The 16293-nt window shown below is 61.7% G+C and carries 14 protein-coding genes; 6 read left to right on the top strand and 8 right to left on the bottom strand.

The features are described 5' to 3' along the window. The 3 genes from sdhD to AB6809_RS04315 all read right to left on the bottom strand — a co-directional run. On the bottom strand, positions 1-236 hold a 236-nt coding region (sdhD, locus tag AB6809_RS04325; RefSeq protein WP_371026032.1), incomplete at its 3' end, for a succinate dehydrogenase, hydrophobic membrane anchor protein. A 2-nt stretch (positions 237-238) separates the two neighbouring features. After that, positions 239-655 (bottom strand): succinate dehydrogenase, cytochrome b556 subunit, encoded by a 417-nt coding sequence (gene sdhC, locus AB6809_RS04320; RefSeq protein ID WP_006047557.1) that lies wholly within the window; start codon positions 653-655, stop codon positions 239-241. 169 nt (positions 656-824) lie between these two features. Further along, a complete protein-coding gene (locus AB6809_RS04315; protein ID WP_006047556.1) occupies positions 825-1625 on the bottom strand; it encodes a GntR family transcriptional regulator in 801 nt (266 codons plus the stop codon). 585 nt (positions 1626-2210) lie between these two features. Here AB6809_RS04315 and AB6809_RS04310 point away from each other — a divergent pair. The 6 genes from AB6809_RS04310 to acnA all read left to right on the top strand — a co-directional run bounded on the left by AB6809_RS04310 (position 2211) and on the right by acnA (position 10421). After that, entirely contained in the window at positions 2211-3194 is a 984-nt protein-coding gene (locus AB6809_RS04310; RefSeq protein ID WP_006047555.1) for a malate dehydrogenase, read from the top strand. 189 nt (positions 3195-3383) lie between these two features. Next, a complete protein-coding gene (locus tag AB6809_RS04305) occupies positions 3384-4382 on the top strand; it encodes a CoA ester lyase (protein WP_029967396.1) in 999 nt (332 codons plus the stop codon). Positions 4383-4407: 25 nt separating this feature from the next. Continuing rightward, positions 4408-5577: a 2-methylcitrate synthase gene (gene prpC / locus AB6809_RS04300; protein ID WP_371026031.1), complete on the top strand. Its 1170-nt coding sequence runs from the start codon at positions 4408-4410 to the stop codon at positions 5575-5577. A gap of 100 nt (positions 5578-5677) precedes the next feature. Further along, on the top strand, positions 5678-6181 hold the full coding sequence (locus AB6809_RS04295) for a hypothetical protein (RefSeq protein ID WP_006047552.1): 504 nt from the start codon (positions 5678-5680) through the stop codon (positions 6179-6181). A 25-nt stretch (positions 6182-6206) separates the two neighbouring features. Next, positions 6207-7658: a bifunctional 2-methylcitrate dehydratase/aconitate hydratase gene (locus AB6809_RS04290; protein ID WP_029967394.1), complete on the top strand. Its 1452-nt coding sequence runs from the start codon at positions 6207-6209 to the stop codon at positions 7656-7658. Positions 7659-7703: 45 nt separating this feature from the next. Beyond that, a complete protein-coding gene (acnA, locus tag AB6809_RS04285; RefSeq protein ID WP_029967393.1) occupies positions 7704-10421 on the top strand; it encodes an aconitate hydratase AcnA in 2718 nt (905 codons plus the stop codon). Positions 10422-11566: 1145 nt separating this feature from the next. Here acnA and AB6809_RS04280 read toward each other — a convergent pair. The 5 genes from AB6809_RS04280 to AB6809_RS04260 all read right to left on the bottom strand — a co-directional run bounded on the left by AB6809_RS04280 (position 11567) and on the right by AB6809_RS04260 (position 16246). Continuing rightward, the gene (locus tag AB6809_RS04280; protein ID WP_029967391.1) at positions 11567-12112 is read right to left on the bottom strand and encodes an Hpt domain-containing protein; all 546 of its coding nucleotides are present in this window, start codon (positions 12110-12112) and stop codon (positions 11567-11569) included. Between the two features lie 11 nt (positions 12113-12123). After that, entirely contained in the window at positions 12124-12759 is a 636-nt protein-coding gene (locus tag AB6809_RS04275) for a response regulator transcription factor (protein ID WP_006047547.1), read from the bottom strand. Between the two features lie 138 nt (positions 12760-12897). Next, on the bottom strand, positions 12898-13959 hold the full coding sequence (locus AB6809_RS04270; protein WP_371026030.1) for an OmpA family protein: 1062 nt from the start codon (positions 13957-13959) through the stop codon (positions 12898-12900). Between the two features lie 154 nt (positions 13960-14113). After that, on the bottom strand, positions 14114-14953 hold the full coding sequence (locus tag AB6809_RS04265) for an ABC transporter permease (RefSeq protein ID WP_371026029.1): 840 nt from the start codon (positions 14951-14953) through the stop codon (positions 14114-14116). Positions 14954-14968: 15 nt separating this feature from the next. Further along, the gene (locus AB6809_RS04260) at positions 14969-16246 is read right to left on the bottom strand and encodes an ABC transporter permease (protein ID WP_029967386.1); all 1278 of its coding nucleotides are present in this window, start codon (positions 16244-16246) and stop codon (positions 14969-14971) included. Between the last annotated feature and the right edge of the window lie 47 nt (positions 16247-16293).

Below are 16293 nucleotides of genomic sequence, written 5' to 3'. Positions count from 1 at the left end.
GCGTGATAGAAGAGCGAGAGCAGCGTGACGAAGGTGGCGAGCTTCATCCATTGCGTCGCGAAGATCGACGCCCAGCCTTCGTAGGAGAAGTCGCGCGCGCCGAAGAACCAGGCGAGCAGGATCACCGTGTAGAGCGCCATCACGCACGCGGTGATGCGCTGCGCGAGCCAGTCGCGCAGACCGTAGTGGGCGCCGACGACCAGACGCTTCGAGCCGATTCGGTTATTGGCTGCCATGTTTAGAATGCTCCGAAGAGTTTGAGCGCGAACACGATGGTCAGCAGCGACGACACCACGAACACCACGATCGAGGTCTGCTTGCCTTTCTCTTTGGTGACGGCTTCATGGTTGGTGTCCATCAGCAGGTGGCGAACGCCGGCGCAGAAATGGAACAGGTAGGCCCACGCGAGCACCAGCGTGATGAGCTTGACGATGAGGTTGGAGAGAAAGCCCTTGAAGACTTCGAAGCTCAGCTCGGAAGTCAGGCTCTGGTCGAAGAGGTACAGCAGGAACGGCAACGCGACGAACAGCAGGCCGCCGCTCAGCCGATGCAGAATCGACACGCGCCCCGCAAGAGGCAGGCGATACGCCGTCAATATCTGCCCGATACCGATGTTCCGGAACTCCGGCCTCGGTTTTTTTACCGCTTCAGCCATGCTAGACCCCCTGCTATGTAGTTCACACCAATCCGCAATTTTAGCGCCTTTTCATTTCGCGCTGCAGCGAAAACCCCGACAGGTCCATTGCAGCGCGCGCAATAAAGGCGCCGTCAAACGGCGCGCGCGTGGGACGCCGCGCCTTCAATCCAGCTCAGTCCGGCCCGATTTAGCTGAGATCGTTCTGATAGTAGTACCCGGTTGTGACATACCAACCTCGCCGGACTTCCACCGGCCGATCCCCATAGGTGTAGGACACGCGCTCGACGGACAGCAGCGGAAAACCCGGCGGCACTTGCAGCAGATCGGCCACCGACGGCTCGGCGGCGACCGCGCGGATTTTCTCCGTGGCGCGGATCATGCGCGTGCCGAACTCCGTCTCGAACATCGCGTAAAGAGGACCCTTGTATTCCGACAACCGCTCCAGCGTCAGCCCGCGAAACACGGCGCCTGGCAGCCAGATTTCATCGAGCACGGTCACTTCGCCGTCGAACTGCAACAGACGCTTGATCAGCACAACGGGATCGGCGGGCTTCAGGTCAAGTTGCCGCGCGATGTCCGCCGATGCACGCAAGCGCCGACACTCGAGCAGGCGGCTAACGTGCGGATGTTCGGCGCCGTCATCGGCAAGTAACCGCAAAAAGCGAAACTGCGCGCGATCTTCGTTGTGCGTCGCAACGAACGTGCCCTTGCCCTGGCGGCGCACGAGCAGGTTCTCGGCGGCGAGTTCGTCGATCGCTTTACGCACCGTGCCCTGGCTGACCTTGTATCTGGCCGCTAATTCGACTTCACTAGGAATGATCTCGCCGGGCTTCCATTCACCGCTTTCGAGACTCTGCGTGATCAGCCCTTTGATCTGCTGGTACAGCGGGCTGAAAGTGGGTGACGCAGCGGGGACGGCCGCGGATGCACCTTCGCCCGCGGCCGCCTGGCCGCCGGGATTCGTGGTGTTGGCCGGGTTCGAATTCATGCGCGCATTTCATCATAAAGCGCTGGCTCGCGTCCAGCGTTTCCCCGGCAATAGATGTGTCTTATATAAGACATAAGATAATGTTGACTTTGCCTCTGGCGACTCCTACACTCCTTGTCGAGCAAGGGTTTGCGGGCGTTTTGACGGCTCTGCGCTGCATCCGGTTTGGCAGCGCCGCCACGCACTGGCAGCCACTCTGCACCATGCTGTTCCCACGCAGTCCAGGGTTTCGATTCGCCGCCGTTCGTTGGTCCGACGCTTGCCGAAACGCGCTGTTTGCAGGAGCCCGCACCGTGCAGCGGCTGCCCCGGCGCCTCAATGACCGCTCCCGCTCTGAAGAAACGGCCGCTTCCCCGTTTGATATGTCGGCGGAACAGGGGCGAAGCGCCGGCTCGAGAGAGCTCAGCAGTACCGGTTTCCGGCATGGCGGTCTTGCCGCAGCGCCGCTTTCGGCCCGCAATTAACGGGCCGGCAGCGAGCCTCCCGCGAACAGCGAATTCCGCCGTGTTTAACAACGCTTCGCTGAACGCGCATATAGAATGGCGTTTTCCCTAGCGTCTAACGCATCGTCCTGGAGATTTCTCAATGGCTAAGCCCGCAAAGCGCGTTGCCGTCACCGGCGCCGCAGGTCAAATTGCTTACTCCCTGCTGTTCCGCATCGCCAATGGTGATCTGCTCGGCAAGGATCAGCCGGTGATCCTGCAACTGCTCGACCTGCCGCAAGCGCAAGGCGCCGTCAAAGGCGTCGTGATGGAACTGGATGATTGCGCATTCCCGCTGCTGTCGGGCGTCGTGATCACGGACGACCCGAAGGTCGCATTCAAAGACGCCGACGTCGCCCTGCTGGTCGGCGCGCGTCCGCGTTCGAAGGGCATGGAGCGTAAAGACCTGCTGTCGGCAAACGCCGAGATCTTCACGGTTCAAGGCAAGGCGCTGAACGAAGTCGCCAGCCGCGACGTGAAGGTGCTGGTGGTCGGCAACCCGGCCAACACGAACGCCTACATCGCGATGAAGTCGGCACCGGACCTGCCGAAGAAGAACTTCACCGCCATGCTGCGTCTCGACCACAACCGCGCGCTGTCGCAACTGGCCGCGAAGTCGGGCAAGCCGGTCGCTTCGATCGAAAAGCTGGCCGTGTGGGGCAACCACTCGCCGACCATGTACCCGGACTTCCGCTTCGCGACCGCAGAAGGTCAAAACCTGACCAAGCTGATCAACGACGACGAATGGAACCGCAACACGTTCATCCCGACCGTCGGCAAGCGCGGCGCGGCGATCATCGAGGCACGCGGTTTGTCGTCGGCGGCGTCGGCGGCTAACGCTGCAATCGACCACGTGCGTGACTGGGTGCTCGGCACGAACGGCAAGTGGGTCACCATGGGTATTCCGTCGGACGGCTCGTACGGCATTCCCGAAGACATCGTCTACGGCGTGCCGGTGATCTGCGAAAACGGCGAATACAAGCGCGTGGAAGGCCTGGAAATCGACGCGTTCTCGCGCGAAAAGATGGACGGCACGCTGCAGGAACTGCTGGAAGAACGCGAAGGCGTTCAGCATCTGCTCGGCTAAGCACCTGATGCAGACCAACCGGAACTCCGTAGCGTCACCGCGGCGGGTTCCGGTTTTTTTCGTGCGAATCGAGCAGACCAGTCGATTCGCACCTGATCCGAGCGCGTTTTGCCTGTCTGCCTGTACGACCGGACAGAGCGCGCCCGAATCGGTTTTTCCTCAACAAAACCCACGCCCCTGACGCCGAAGATGCGCGCCCTCACACCCGCCGAAGTGCTGTTTGACGGCGAAGTGCCGCCCGCTGTGCTGCCTGCCTGCGATCACTACGCCGGCAGCGAAAAGCTGATGCTGAAATCGCTCGCGTTGCAGCAGCAACTGGGCCCCGTGTTCGACATCACGCTCGATTGCGAAGACGGCGCGCAAGTCGGCCGCGAAGCGGAGCATGCGGAGCTGGTCGCGTCGCTCATCGGCAGCGAGCATGATTGCTTCGGACGCGTCGGCGTGCGGATTCACGGCTACGATCACCCGTACTGGCGTGACGACGTGCGCCTGATTCTGCGCGCGGCGAAGCGGGCGCCTGCTTTCATCACGCTGCCGAAAATCCGCAATGTGCTGGACGCGGCGGAAATGGTCGCGTTCATCGAAGCCACGCGGCGTGAGCTTGGCATCGCAAAAGCCATCCCGGTGCAACTGCTCGTCGAAACGCATGGCGCGCTCACGCGTGTGTTCGATCTCGCCGCGTTGCCGGGCGTCGAGGCATTGAGCTTCGGCTTGATGGATTTCGTCTCCGCGCACAACGGCGCGATTCCGGACACGGCCATGCGCTCGCCCGGCCAGTTCGATCATCCGCTCGTGCGGCGCGCGAAGCTGGAGATTTCTGCGGCCTGCCATGCGCACGGCAAGGTGCCGTCGCACAACGTCAGCACCGAAGTGCGCGACATGAGCGTGGTCGCGAGCGACGCCGCGCGGGCTCGCAACGAATTCGGCTACACGCGCATGTGGAGCATTCATCCCGCGCAGATCGAGGCCATCGTGAGCGCGTTCGCGCCGCGCGACGAGGAAATCGCCACCGCCGCCGAAATTCTGCTGGCCGCGCAGTCCGCTCAATGGGGACCCACGCGCCATCGCGACACCTTGCACGACCGCGCGAGCTACCGCTATTACTGGTCGGTGCTGCGTCGCGCGCGATCCACCGGCCGCGCGATCCCGCAAGATGCCGCGCCGCTTTTCGGGGACGTGAAGCAATGAGCACGCAAACAGGAGACAGCGGCAGATGAGCGAGACAACGCAAACCGCCGGCGTACAAGGCGGCTTCAAACCGAAAAAATCCGTCGCGCTGTCCGGCGTGACCGCGGGCAATACAGCGCTGTGCACGGTCGGCAAGACCGGCAACGATCTGCATTACCGCGGCTACGACATTCTCGACATCGCGGGCAATTGCGAATTCGAAGAAATCGCCTATCTGCTCGTGCATGAAAAGCTGCCGACGCAAGCCGAACTCACCGCCTACAAGACGAAGTTGAAGGCGTTGCGCGGCCTGCCCGCGAACGTCAAGGCCACGCTCGAATGGATTCCGGCGGCCGCGCATCCGATGGACGTGATGCGCACCGGCGTGTCGGTGCTCGGCACGGTGCTGCCGGAAAAGGACGATCACAACCTGCCGGGCGCGCGCGACATCGCCGACAAGCTGATGGCGTCGCTCGGCTCGATGCTGCTCTACTGGTATCACTATTCGCACAACGGCAAGCGCATCGAAGTCGAAACCGACGACGATTCGATCGGCGGCCACTTCCTGCATCTGCTGCATGGCGTGGAGCCGCCGAAGTCGTGGGTCGAGGCGATGCATGTGTCGCTCAATCTGTATGCCGAACACGAATTCAATGCGTCGACGTTCACCGGGCGCGTGATCGCGGGCACGGGTTCCGACATTTACTCGGCGATTACCGGCGCAATCGGCGCATTGCGCGGACCGAAACACGGCGGCGCGAATGAAGTGGCGTTCGAAATCCAGTCGCGCTACCAGACGCCGGACGAAGCGGAAGCCGACATCCGCAGGCGCGTCGAGAACAAGGAAGTGGTGATCGGCTTCGGTCATCCGGTCTATACGATCTCGGACCCGCGCAACAAGGTCATCAAGGAAGTCGCGAAGAAGCTGTCCAAAGAAGCGGGCAACAGCAAGCTGTTCAATATCGCCGAGCGCCTTGAAACAGTTATGGCTGAAGTGAAAAAGATGTTTCCGAATCTCGACTGGTTCAGCGCGGTTTCGTACCACATGATGGGCGTGCCGACGGCCATGTTCACACCGCTCTTCGTGATCGCACGCACTGCAGGCTGGAGTGCGCACATCATCGAGCAGCGGATCGACAACAAGATCATCCGTCCGAGCGCTAATTACACCGGACCTGAGAATTTGAAGTACGTGCCGCTAAATAAGCGAAAATAGCGGTCGCTGTGCGCTTTGAAGGCGCTGCAGTTCAACCCCGCGGCCGCCAGGACCGGTAGACCGCGTACCGTTTAACTGAAATTAGATAGAAAGGTTCTCCATGAACAAGTTGATGATCGCCGCCGTGATTGGCGCCCTGTCCACGACGATGCTGACCGTCGCGACTGACGCCGCCGCGCAAACGGCGACCACCACGAAGCCCGCCGCCAAGGCCGTGGCCAAGAAGCCGCAGCCGCGCCGTCTGATCAAGCGCAAGGCAAACCCGGTGAAGGAAGCGAAGCTCGATCCGATCCCGGAAGGCGCGGAAAAATGGTCGTGCAACGAAGGCCTGTCGTTCGATCTGAAAGGCGACATGAAGCGTGACCAGATCGTCACGGTTCATTGGGCGAACAAGAACTACAATCTGCCGCGTCAGTCCACGACCACGGGTGCGGATCGTTTCCACGACGCCGCCACCGGCATGGACCTCGTCGTGATCCCGACGAAGGCCATGCTGTTCTCGGACAAGGACAGCTCGCGTCTCGCCGACGAGTGCAAGACGGCAGCCATGGTGCAGGGCGCGCCGGCTCCGACGCAATCGAACGCGATCAACAAGACGAACTAACTGTCGTCATCAGGAAGAGCTCTCGATGTCCGCTCCGATTTCCAACGTGCGACCCGACCCGGACAAAGTCCTGGTCGATATCGTCGACTACGTTCTGGACTATCCGATCGACAGCGCGCTCGCGCTGGAAACCGCGCGTCATTGCCTGATCGATACGCTCGGCTGCGGACTCGAGGCGCTCACCTACCCTGCCTGCACCAAGCTGTTGGGACCCATCGTGCCGGGCACGATCGTCCCCAACGGCGCCAAGGTGCCGGGCACGTCGTTCCAGCTCGACCCGGTTCAGGCCGCGTTCAACATCGGCGCGATGATCCGCTGGCTCGACTTCAACGACACCTGGCTTGCCGCCGAATGGGGTCATCCATCGGATAACCTCGGCGGAATTCTCGCGACAGCCGACTGGCTCTCGCGTACGGCCATCGCAGCGGGCAAAGCGCCGCTGACGATGAAAGACGTGTTGATCGCGATGATCAAGGCGCACGAAATTCAAGGCTGTATCGCGCTCGAAAACTCCTTCAACAAGGTCGGGCTCGATCATGTATTGCTGGTGAAGCTCGCGTCCACGGCGGTCGTCGGTCAGTTGATCGGCCTCACGCGCGACGAGCTCATCAACGCGGTCTCGCAGGCGCTCGTCGACGGGCAGGCGCTGCGCACGTACCGCCATGCGCCGAACACCGGCTCGCGCAAATCGTGGGCCGCCGGCGACGCGACCTCGCGCGCCGTACGTCTCGCGCTCATTTCGAAAACTGGCGAGATGGGCTATCCGTCGGTGCTGACGGCGAAGACGTGGGGCTTTTACGATGTGCTCTTCAAGGGCAACGCGTTCAAATTCCAGCGCCCGTACGGCTCCTATGTGATGGAGAACGTGCTCTTCAAGATCTCATTTCCGGCCGAGTTCCACGCGCAGACCGCCGTGGAAGCGGCCATGACGTTGCAGGCGCAGCTCGTCGCGCACGGCAAGCATGTGGACGACATCCGCAAGATCACGATCCGCACGCACGAAGCCGCGATTCGCATCATCGATAAAAAAGGTCCGCTCAATAATCCGGCCGACCGCGATCATTGCATTCAGTACATGATCGCGGTGCCGCTGATCTTCGGCCGCCTGACGGCTGCCGATTACGAAGATTCGATCGCGCAAGACGCGCGTATCGATGTGCTGCGCGCCAAGATGCAATGCGTCGAAGACGCGCAGTTCACGAAGGATTACCACGATCCCGAGAAGCGTTCGATCGCCAATGCACTGACGATCGAATTCAACGACGGATCGCAGTTCGACGAAGTCGTAGTCGAATACCCGATCGGTCATAAGCGTCGTCGCGAAGACGGAATTCCGTTGCTGGTCGAGAAGTTCAAGACCAACCTCGCGCGCCGCTTCCCGGTCAAGCAACAACTGGCGATCCTCGACGTGTCGCTGGATCAGGCGCGGCTCGAAGCCATGCCGGTCAATGAGTACGTCGATTTGTACGTCATCTAGTCAAGTTAAGTACTGTAGTTCCGCGATCAAACCAAGGAAAACACCATGGCCCACAACCTCCACAAAACGCTCAAGGAATTCGACAGCGGTTCCGGCAAAGGCAAGTTCTACTCCCTGCCGCAACTCGGCAAGGCACTGAACATCAAGATCGACCGCCTGCCGGTTTCGATCCGAATCGTGCTGGAATCGGTGCTGCGTAACTACGACGGCAAGAAAATCGCCGAAGAACACATCACGCAACTGGCGAACTGGAAGCCGACGGCGGCACGCGTCGACGAAATCCCGTTCGTGGTGTCGCGCGTGGTGCTGCAGGACTTCACCGGCGTGCCGCTGCTCGCCGACATCGCTGCAATGCGCGGCGTCGCGAAGCGCGTGGGCAAGAATCCGAAGTCGATCGAGCCGCTGGTGCCGGTCGATCTGGTCGTCGATCACTCGGTGCAGATTGACCACTTCCGCGAAAAGAACGCGCTCGACCTGAACATGAAACTGGAATTCCAGCGCAATAACGAGCGCTACCAGTTCATGAAGTGGGGCATGCAGGCATTCGACACGTTCAAGGTCGTGCCGCCGGGCGTCGGCATCGTTCACCAGGTGAACCTCGAGTACCTCGCGCGCGGCGTGCACAAGAAGGCCGACGGCACGGACACCGTGTACTACCCGGATTCGCTGGTCGGCACCGACAGCCACACCACGATGATCAACGGCATCGGCGTGGTCGGCTGGGGCGTGGGCGGCATCGAAGCAGAAGCCGGCATGCTCGGCCAGCCGGTGTACTTCCTGACGCCGGACGTGGTCGGCGTACACCTGAAGGGCAAGCTGCGCGAAGGCGTGACGGCAACCGACCTGGTGCTGACCATCACCGAACTGCTGCGTAAAGAGAAGGTTGTCGGCAAGTTCGTCGAGTTCTTCGGCGAAGGCACGCGCTCGCTGTCGCTGCCGGACCGCGCGACGATCGGCAACATGGCGCCGGAATACGGCGCGACCATGGGCTTTTTCCCGGTCGACGAAAAAACCATCGACTACTTCAAGGGCACGGGCCGCACGGACGCAGAAATCTCGGCGTTCCAGAACTACTTCAAGGCTCAAAACCTGTTCGGCATTCCGAAGGACGGCGACATCGACTACACGAAGGTCGTCACGCTGGATCTCGGCACCGTCGCGCCGTCGCTGGCAGGCCCGAAGCGTCCGCAAGACCGCATCGAAATCGGTCATGTGAAGTCGACGTTCAGCGACCTGTTCTCGAAGCCGGTTGCCGAAAACGGCTTTGCGAAGAAGCCCGACGATCTGAACGCGCAATACACGACGACCAACGGCGTCAACGTGAAGAACGGCGACGTGCTGATCGCCGCGATCACGTCGTGCACGAACACGTCGAACCCGAGCGTGCTGCTGGCTGCCGGCCTGCTCGCGAAGAAGGCTGTCGAAGCTGGCCTGACGGTCGCTCCGCACATCAAGACGTCGCTGGCTCCCGGATCGCGTATCGTCACCGAATACCTGACGAAGACCGGCCTGCTGCCGTACCTCGACAAGCTCGGCTTCACGCTGGCCGCTTACGGTTGCACGACCTGTATCGGCAACGCGGGCGACCTGACGCCGGAACTGAACGAAGCGATCACGAAGAACGACATCGTCGCGGCTGCCGTGCTGTCGGGCAACCGTAACTTCGAAGCGCGTATTCACCCGAACATCCGCGCGAACTTCCTGGCTTCGCCGCCGCTGGTCGTGGCTTACGCGATCGCCGGCAACATCACGCGCGACCTGATGACCGAACCGGTCGGCAAGGGCAAGGGCGGCAAGGACGTCTACCTCGGCGACATCTGGCCGACCAGCGACGAAGTCAACGACCTGCTCAAGTTCGCGCTCGACGCGGAAGCGTTCCGCAAGAACTACTCGTCGCTGACCAAGAAGGGCGACCTGTGGAGCAAGATCGAAGGCGAGGAAGGTCAGGTCTACGACTGGCCGAAGTCGACGTACATTGCAGAGCCGCCGTTCTTCGGCGACGACTTCTCGATGACGCCGGCCGACAGCATCGCCGCCGTGAAGAACGCGCGCGCGCTGGGCATTTTCGGTGACTCGGTCACGACCGACCACATCAGCCCGGCTGGCTCGATCAAGGAAGACTCGCCGGCAGGCAAGTGGCTGAAGGCAAACGGCGTGCAGAAGGCCGACTTCAACAGCTACGGCTCGCGCCGCGGCAACCACGACGTGATGATGCGCGGCACGTTCGCGAACGTCCGGATCAAGAACCTGATGATCCCGGCGAAGGCAGACGGCTCGCGCGTGGAAGGCGGCCTGACGATTCACCAGCCGAGCGGCGAACAACTGTCCATCTATGATGCAGCGATGAAGTACATCGACGCCGGCACGCCGACCATCGTGTTCGCGGGCGAAGAGTACGGCACGGGCTCGTCGCGCGACTGGGCGGCAAAGGGCACGCAACTGCTGGGCGTGAAGGCTGTGGTCGCACGCAGCTTCGAGCGGATTCACCGTTCGAACCTGGTCGGCATGGGCGTTCTGCCGCTGCAATTCAAGGGCTCGGACAGCGTGCAATCGCTCGGCATTACCGGCGAAGAAACGTACGACATCGAAGGCCTCGGCGCGGACTTCAAGCCGCAGCAGGAAGTGACGCTGGTGATTCGCAGCAAGGACGGCCAGGAGAAGCGCGTGCCGGTGCTGCTGCGTATCGACACGCCGATCGAAGTCGACTACTACAAGCACGGCGGTATTCTGCCGTTCGTGCTGCGTTCGCTGCTGGCTGCTTAAGGCTCGCGACGACGCAAACAGCTTGCTGTTTTGCAGGGGCTGCGTCCTGTGGAGGGCGCAGCCGACTTTTGAAGCCCGACCTTGGTCGGGCTTTTTTTTCGTCGATGGTTTTAGCGCTTATGGTTGCGCGCGGTCGGCCTGGAAAGCGGCGGGATTGTCGGTAATCCGGCGCTGCGTCATGTGAGCATTCCAGTCGGAGTCGGCTTGCGAAGATGCCGGCGACGTTGCACGTGTGTTGGCGTTTGCGCGCCGCTGTTGAGCGGCCCAATCGAACAGTGCCGCGCTCTCGGTTGAGTCGTTTGCGAGAGTTCGCGGTGTGGGCCGCTCGGGTTGCCCCTGTCCCCTCGATACCGAAGAGTTCGCCAGCGAATCAATCGAATGGTTCGATCCGCGACGCTGTCTTTCGATTTCCACGCGATTCGCCAGCGCCGCTGTAGTTGTCGCTGTGCGATAGGCTTTTGCCAGGCGGTTGTCCGCGGCGATATGGCGTGACGTACCGGCGTTACGCTGCGAGTCGGCACGTTGTTGCGGCGAACTCGCTGTGTCGACGCGATGTGCGGCTTGCGGTGACCGAGCCGTCACTGACGATGACGCCTGCGCCTGCGCAGTACGTTGAGGCGCTTCTGCCACGCGTGGCATCGGCTTGAGTGCGTCCGGCTGGACGTCTGCTAATGGCTGAACTGTCACGCGGCCAGTACGTGTCGACGTTGCAGACGGCTTTGCCGCTGTTGCGAATTGATCGGCGACGTCGTGCGTGGAACAGGTCGCCAGCAGCCACGCGAGCGCAATGCTGCAGCCCACGAAGATCGCGGCGCCAAGCATCCGATCCGAACGCGACGAATGCGGACGCACGTAGTCCGCCTGGAGATAATGCCGCGCTTCTGCCAATTGCTCGTCGAAACGGCTGTCCGAATTGGGCCGCTGCGGCAACTTGTAGAAGAATCGGAATCTGTTGTTCGGTGGATTCCGTCGACGAGGTTGCGGCCTTGGCGTGTATTGCGGCACGCCCGGCATTGCCGGTTGCGGGACGCGTTCCTGTGTGTACGACGCCGACCGTCGCCACGAGCCGAAAGGCGGCGGCAAACCGGACAGCGGACGCGAACTGGGAAGCGCAAGCGCGCCCTCGATCAAGGCCAACGGCCTGTTCATGGTCGTGCGCTCCGATGTTCGTCACGCACGCCTTCGAGTTGCTCGATCAGCGCTCGCATGCGTGCGGCAAGCGCATCAATTAGTCTGCAAGTGTGCTCCGATCGCGTGCTGGGTACGCGCCGCAATGCGTCCATCAAACTATGCGCGCCGACAAGCCCTAGCGCCCCGCTGAGTCTGTGCAACAGCGGCGGTAAATCGTCGAAGTCGCCTTCGCTTTGCAGATTGCCGAGACGGTCGAGATCGTTGCGCATCGCCACGCACCATCCTTCGAGAAATGCGCCGAGATCGATCCCTTCGTGGATCAGTGCATCAAGATAGCGGCGATCGAATGGCTCGAAAGAAGGACTCACGCCTTTGCCGGAATCACGAGCCTGCTCGCACGAGTCGGACGGCCGCGCGTTAGCGTCGGCCCGCGACGTGCTTCTCCCAACAGCGGGGAGGGTGACCTGCTGCGTTGCGCGCGCGCCTTCCAGCTCAACAGCGCGCTGCGCCGGCTGGTGGCAATCGGCGCCTTCGCCGCAATGCAGACTGGTCTTGTTCATGGCGCGTGGAACTAGCTGATCAGCTTGTGCAACGAAGCAAACTCGATCAACGCTGCGAGCGACGACACCCCGAGCTTCTCCTGGATACGGCTCTTGTAGGTACTCACCGTCTTGTCGCTCATGAAGAGCGCGTCGCCGATCGCCTTGTTCGACATGCCTCGCGAGAGCATCTGCAAAATGACGAGTTCCTTGTCGGACAGCAGCATGATCCGGCCTTCCTCGCCGCTCGGCGCCATGCCCGGCGCAATGCTCGCGCCGTTGGGTCCGACCGGAAAAACCGTATAGCCCGCGAGCACCGCTTCGACGCCGCGCAAGATTTCCTTCATGTCCTGCGACTTGCCGACGAAGCCATGAACGCCCGAACGCATTGCGCGCGGCGCGAAGGTCGCCGCGTCGTGGCCCGACAGCACCATCAGGCGAATCGAAGGATGCACGAGCTTCAGACGCGGAATCACATCGAGTCCGCTGATGCGCGGAATGTCCAGGTCGAGTATCGCGAGGTCGGGCTTGTATTGACGAGCCATCTCGACAGCGGTCTGGCCGTTGTCCGCCTCGACCACTTGTTCGACGCTAAGCAGTTGCATGAGCTGCAACCGGACAATCATCCGGAACGCTGGGTGGTCATCGATAATCAGAATAGTCGACATGTGTTGCATTTCTCCTGAAAAACTTCCATTTCCGGTTGGGGCGATCATGGACTCCTGACGGCCCTCTCGTGACCTCCCGGCAGCCATAAGCCGTTGGCGTCCGCGGGGTACGACGTTCGTGTGCGCAGCCTGAGCAGATCAGGAAGGCGCGACGACGAACTCGATCTCCACCCGCCGGTTCGGTGCGAGACATCGCACCAGTTCATCGCGCCTGGTTTGCCGGCATTGCGCCACCGGTTTCGCACTGCCAAGCCCGCGAATCGCGATGGGCACGGTGACGCCGCGAGCGCGCAGATACGCTGCTACCGTTTGCGCGCGTTGCAGCGACAGGCTCTGGTTATGGGCGTTGTCGCCGAGACGGTCGGTGTAGCCGGTGATCCTGAGTTCGCGAAGCGTGGCCGTTGTCTTCATGCTTCGCGCCACTTTGTCGAGTTCGCGTCTGCCGGCGCTCAGCATCGCGGCATCGTTGCCGCCGTCGAAACGGAACAGCGAGTCGGCGCGCAGCGTGACCGTTCGCGGCATTGCCGGACTCTGCGCCGCAGCGCTCGCGAGCGCGGCCTGCTTGCATTGCAGCGCACTCTCGGCCGATTTACGCAAGTTATCCTGAATGTCCGGCAGACGCTTTTCGGCATGAGCGAAGTTGCGTACCCATGCATCATGGCCCGCTTGCATGAGCTCGACTTCAGCGCATGCGAGCGGCTGCTGCGCTTCGCGACAGGAAGCCGTGACCGGGTCCGACTTGATGGTATTGACGATCTTCCACAGATCGGGACGCACCACGGAGACGGTGCGCAGCGCCGGATTGGCAGCCGATAACGACGTGCCATTTTCAAGGCCCAGGGTGATGACCGCCGCCTGACCGATGGCCTCCTCGACGAAACCCCAATGGTCGCCCGCTTGCCGCGCCTCCTGGCCCGCGCTGATCCAGCATTGCGCCTTCGCGCGGAAATAGCCGTTCTGTTCAGGCGGCAAGCGGTTCAGCCGCGCTTGCAATGACGCGAGCGCCGTGCCGCCGCTGGCAGCGGGCGCGTATGCGTTGATCCATTGCGGGTTGGCGGCGCCTGCCGCCTCGTCTTGCGAGGCGCCAATGCCGGATTGAAGCAGGGTGGGGTCTTGAATGCCGAGCCGTGCGCGCGCGGCGTGATCCGCGCAAGCTGTCAGTGTGAGCGCACCCACAAGCACGGTTAGCGGGGTTTTCATTGGTTATCTGCGCCTCGCGCATCTTTTTATCAAGGGATAAAAGTATGACGAGACGCAGAAGCCCGCGGAATGGGATGAATCTTAGAACGGTGTCAAGAGTTGTCGATTCTCATGTTGCATCAACGAAGTTACCGGATATTTGCTCGCGCCGCATTTACGCCCGAACCGCGCGCGCCGCATTGCGGCCACGAAGCCATTCCAGCGCCAGCAATAAGCACGTCGAAAAAATAATCAGAATGGTGGCCAAAGCCGCAATCGTCGGGCTGATGTTTTCGCGGATGCCGGTGAACATCTGGCGCGGCAGCGTCGTCTGGTCCGCGCCTGCCAGGAAGAGTGTGACGACGACTTCATCGAACGACGTCGCGAACGCGAACAAGGCGCCGGAAATCACACCAGGCGCAATCACGGGCAATGTGATGCGGAAAAACGTCTTCACCGGATTCGCGCCAAGCGACAAGCTCGCGCGCACGAGGTTGTAGTTGAAGCCCTGCAAGGTCGCGGCCACCGTCGTCATGACAAACGGCACGCCGAGCGACGCATGCGCGAGAATCAGCCCGACATACGTATTCGCGAGTCCGAGCGGCGCAAAAAACAGATACATGCCGACGCCGACAACAACCACCGGCACGATCATCGGCGAAATCAGGATCGCCATGAGCAAGCCCTTGCCGCGGAAGTTGGCTTTCGTGAGGCCGATTGCCGCCAGCGTGCCAAGCACAGTCGCGACCACCGTCGCGGACGGCGCGACAATAAAGCTATTCTTAGCCGCCATACGCCATTCATCGGACGCAATCAGATTCTGATACCAGCGCAGAGACCAACCCGGAATCGGATAGACGAGGAACGTACTCGATGAGAACGACAGCGGCACGATCGCGAGCACGGGCAAAATCAGATACAGCAGCGTGAGCACGGCAAGCGCACGCAACGCGAAATACCACGTGCGCTCCACCCAGGACGTGTGCGGCGCGAACAGGGGCTTGGCAAGTTTCATGTCGGTAGGCTCCGTTCAGCCGAGGCTCAGCGATGAACGCGTGAAGCGTCCATAGATCACATACAGCACCAGCGTCGCGGCAAGCAGCAGCGCGCCGAGCGCACACGCCATGCCCCAGTTGATCGTCACGTTGGTGAAGTACGCCACGTAGTAGCTGACCATCTGGTCGTTCGGTCCGCCGAGCAGCGCCGGCGTGATGTAGTAGCCGATCGCCAGAATGAAGACGAGCAACGCGCCGGCGCCGATGCCGGGATAGGTCTGCGGCACATACACGCGCCAGAATGCGGCGAACGGATGGCTGCCGAGCGAAATGGCCGCGCGCTGATACGTCGGCGGAATCGACTTCATCACGCTGTAGAGCGGCAGGATCATGAACGGCAGCAAAATGTGCGTCATCGAAATATAGACGCCGGTGCGGTTAAACAGCAGCGCGAGCGGATCGTGCAGCAGGCCGCTGCCGACCAGCGCCTTGTTCACGAGACCTTCGCTCTGCAAGATGACGATCCATGCCGCGACGCGCACGAGGATCGACGTCCAGAAAGGAATCAGCACGAGAATCATCACGAGATTCGCGCGACGCTCCGACAGCGTCGAAATCCAGTAAGCGAGCGGATAGCCAAGCAGCAGCGCGAACAACGTAACGGCAGCGCCGATCACGAAGGTGCGGGTGAACACGGCGAGATAGATCTGCTGGTCGGGATCGGTCGGAATGATATGGCCGAACGCGTCCTGCTTGTGATCGAGCGAAGCGAGCACGTAGAACGGCGAATACGGACTGCCGTTCTTCCCGATGGCTTGCCAGTACGCGATGTTGTTCCAGCGTTCGTCGAGCTCGGCGAACTTCGCGTGAAATTGCGCGGGCGTCAGTTGCAACGGCTTGCTGTTGTCGTCGACGAAAGGCATCGCGCGCGCCGACTTGGCGACCAGCGAGCGATAACCGGGAATCTCCACATTGAGCCGGCGCGCGAGCGCGCCCATGCCGTCGCTATCGGCAATGGCGGTCAGGTCGGTCGCGAGTGCGGCGTATGCGGCATCGGGCGGCGGCGTCTTGCGGTCCCATGCGTGCAGTGCGCTGAGCGTATGCGGCAACGCGTTCACGACTTCGGGATTCTGCGCGGCGCGGGTCAGCAACGCGCCGATCGGCACGACGAAGATCAGCAGCAGAAAAATGGCGAGCGGCGCGATGAGCAGCAGCGCCATCGCACGCTTTTTCGCTTCCGCGGCCTTCAGTTCGCGCTTGAGCCGGCCGGTTGATTCCGGCGTGGAATCGGCGGCGATCGTCATCGTAGTCACACCTGGTCTCCCTGCAAAGCTGCGGACCGGAGCAGCGTTAGTCCAGC

The organism is Paraburkholderia sp. RCC_158 (assembly GCF_041355255.1).
GTDB lineage: Bacteria > Pseudomonadota > Gammaproteobacteria > Burkholderiales > Burkholderiaceae > Paraburkholderia > Paraburkholderia graminis.
This window is presented reverse-complemented; position numbering and strand designations above follow the sequence as displayed.

What these genes read in the sequence shown, in the direction of transcription:
- AB6809_RS04265 (WP_371026029.1), bottom strand. Translation starts at nt 14,953, where the DNA reads ATGAAACTTGCCAAGCCCCTGTTCGCGCCGCACACGTCCTGGGTGGAG.
- AB6809_RS04310 (WP_006047555.1), top strand. Translation starts at nt 2,211, where the DNA reads ATGGCTAAGCCCGCAAAGCGCGTTGCCGTCACCGGCGCCGCAGGTCAA.
- AB6809_RS04305 (WP_029967396.1), top strand. Translation starts at nt 3,384, where the DNA reads ATGCGCGCCCTCACACCCGCCGAAGTGCTGTTTGACGGCGAAGTGCCG.
- AB6809_RS04280 (WP_029967391.1), bottom strand. Translation starts at nt 12,112, where the DNA reads ATGAACAAGACCAGTCTGCATTGCGGCGAAGGCGCCGATTGCCACCAG.
- AB6809_RS04290 (WP_029967394.1), top strand. Translation starts at nt 6,207, where the DNA reads ATGTCCGCTCCGATTTCCAACGTGCGACCCGACCCGGACAAAGTCCTG.
- acnA (WP_029967393.1), top strand. Translation starts at nt 7,704, where the DNA reads ATGGCCCACAACCTCCACAAAACGCTCAAGGAATTCGACAGCGGTTCC.
- prpC (WP_371026031.1), top strand. Translation starts at nt 4,408, where the DNA reads ATGAGCGAGACAACGCAAACCGCCGGCGTACAAGGCGGCTTCAAACCG.
- AB6809_RS04275 (WP_006047547.1), bottom strand. Translation starts at nt 12,759, where the DNA reads ATGTCGACTATTCTGATTATCGATGACCACCCAGCGTTCCGGATGATT.
- AB6809_RS04270 (WP_371026030.1), bottom strand. Translation starts at nt 13,959, where the DNA reads ATGAAAACCCCGCTAACCGTGCTTGTGGGTGCGCTCACACTGACAGCT.
- AB6809_RS04315 (WP_006047556.1), bottom strand. Translation starts at nt 1,625, where the DNA reads ATGAATTCGAACCCGGCCAACACCACGAATCCCGGCGGCCAGGCGGCC.
- sdhC (WP_006047557.1), bottom strand. Translation starts at nt 655, where the DNA reads ATGGCTGAAGCGGTAAAAAAACCGAGGCCGGAGTTCCGGAACATCGGT.
- AB6809_RS04295 (WP_006047552.1), top strand. Translation starts at nt 5,678, where the DNA reads ATGAACAAGTTGATGATCGCCGCCGTGATTGGCGCCCTGTCCACGACG.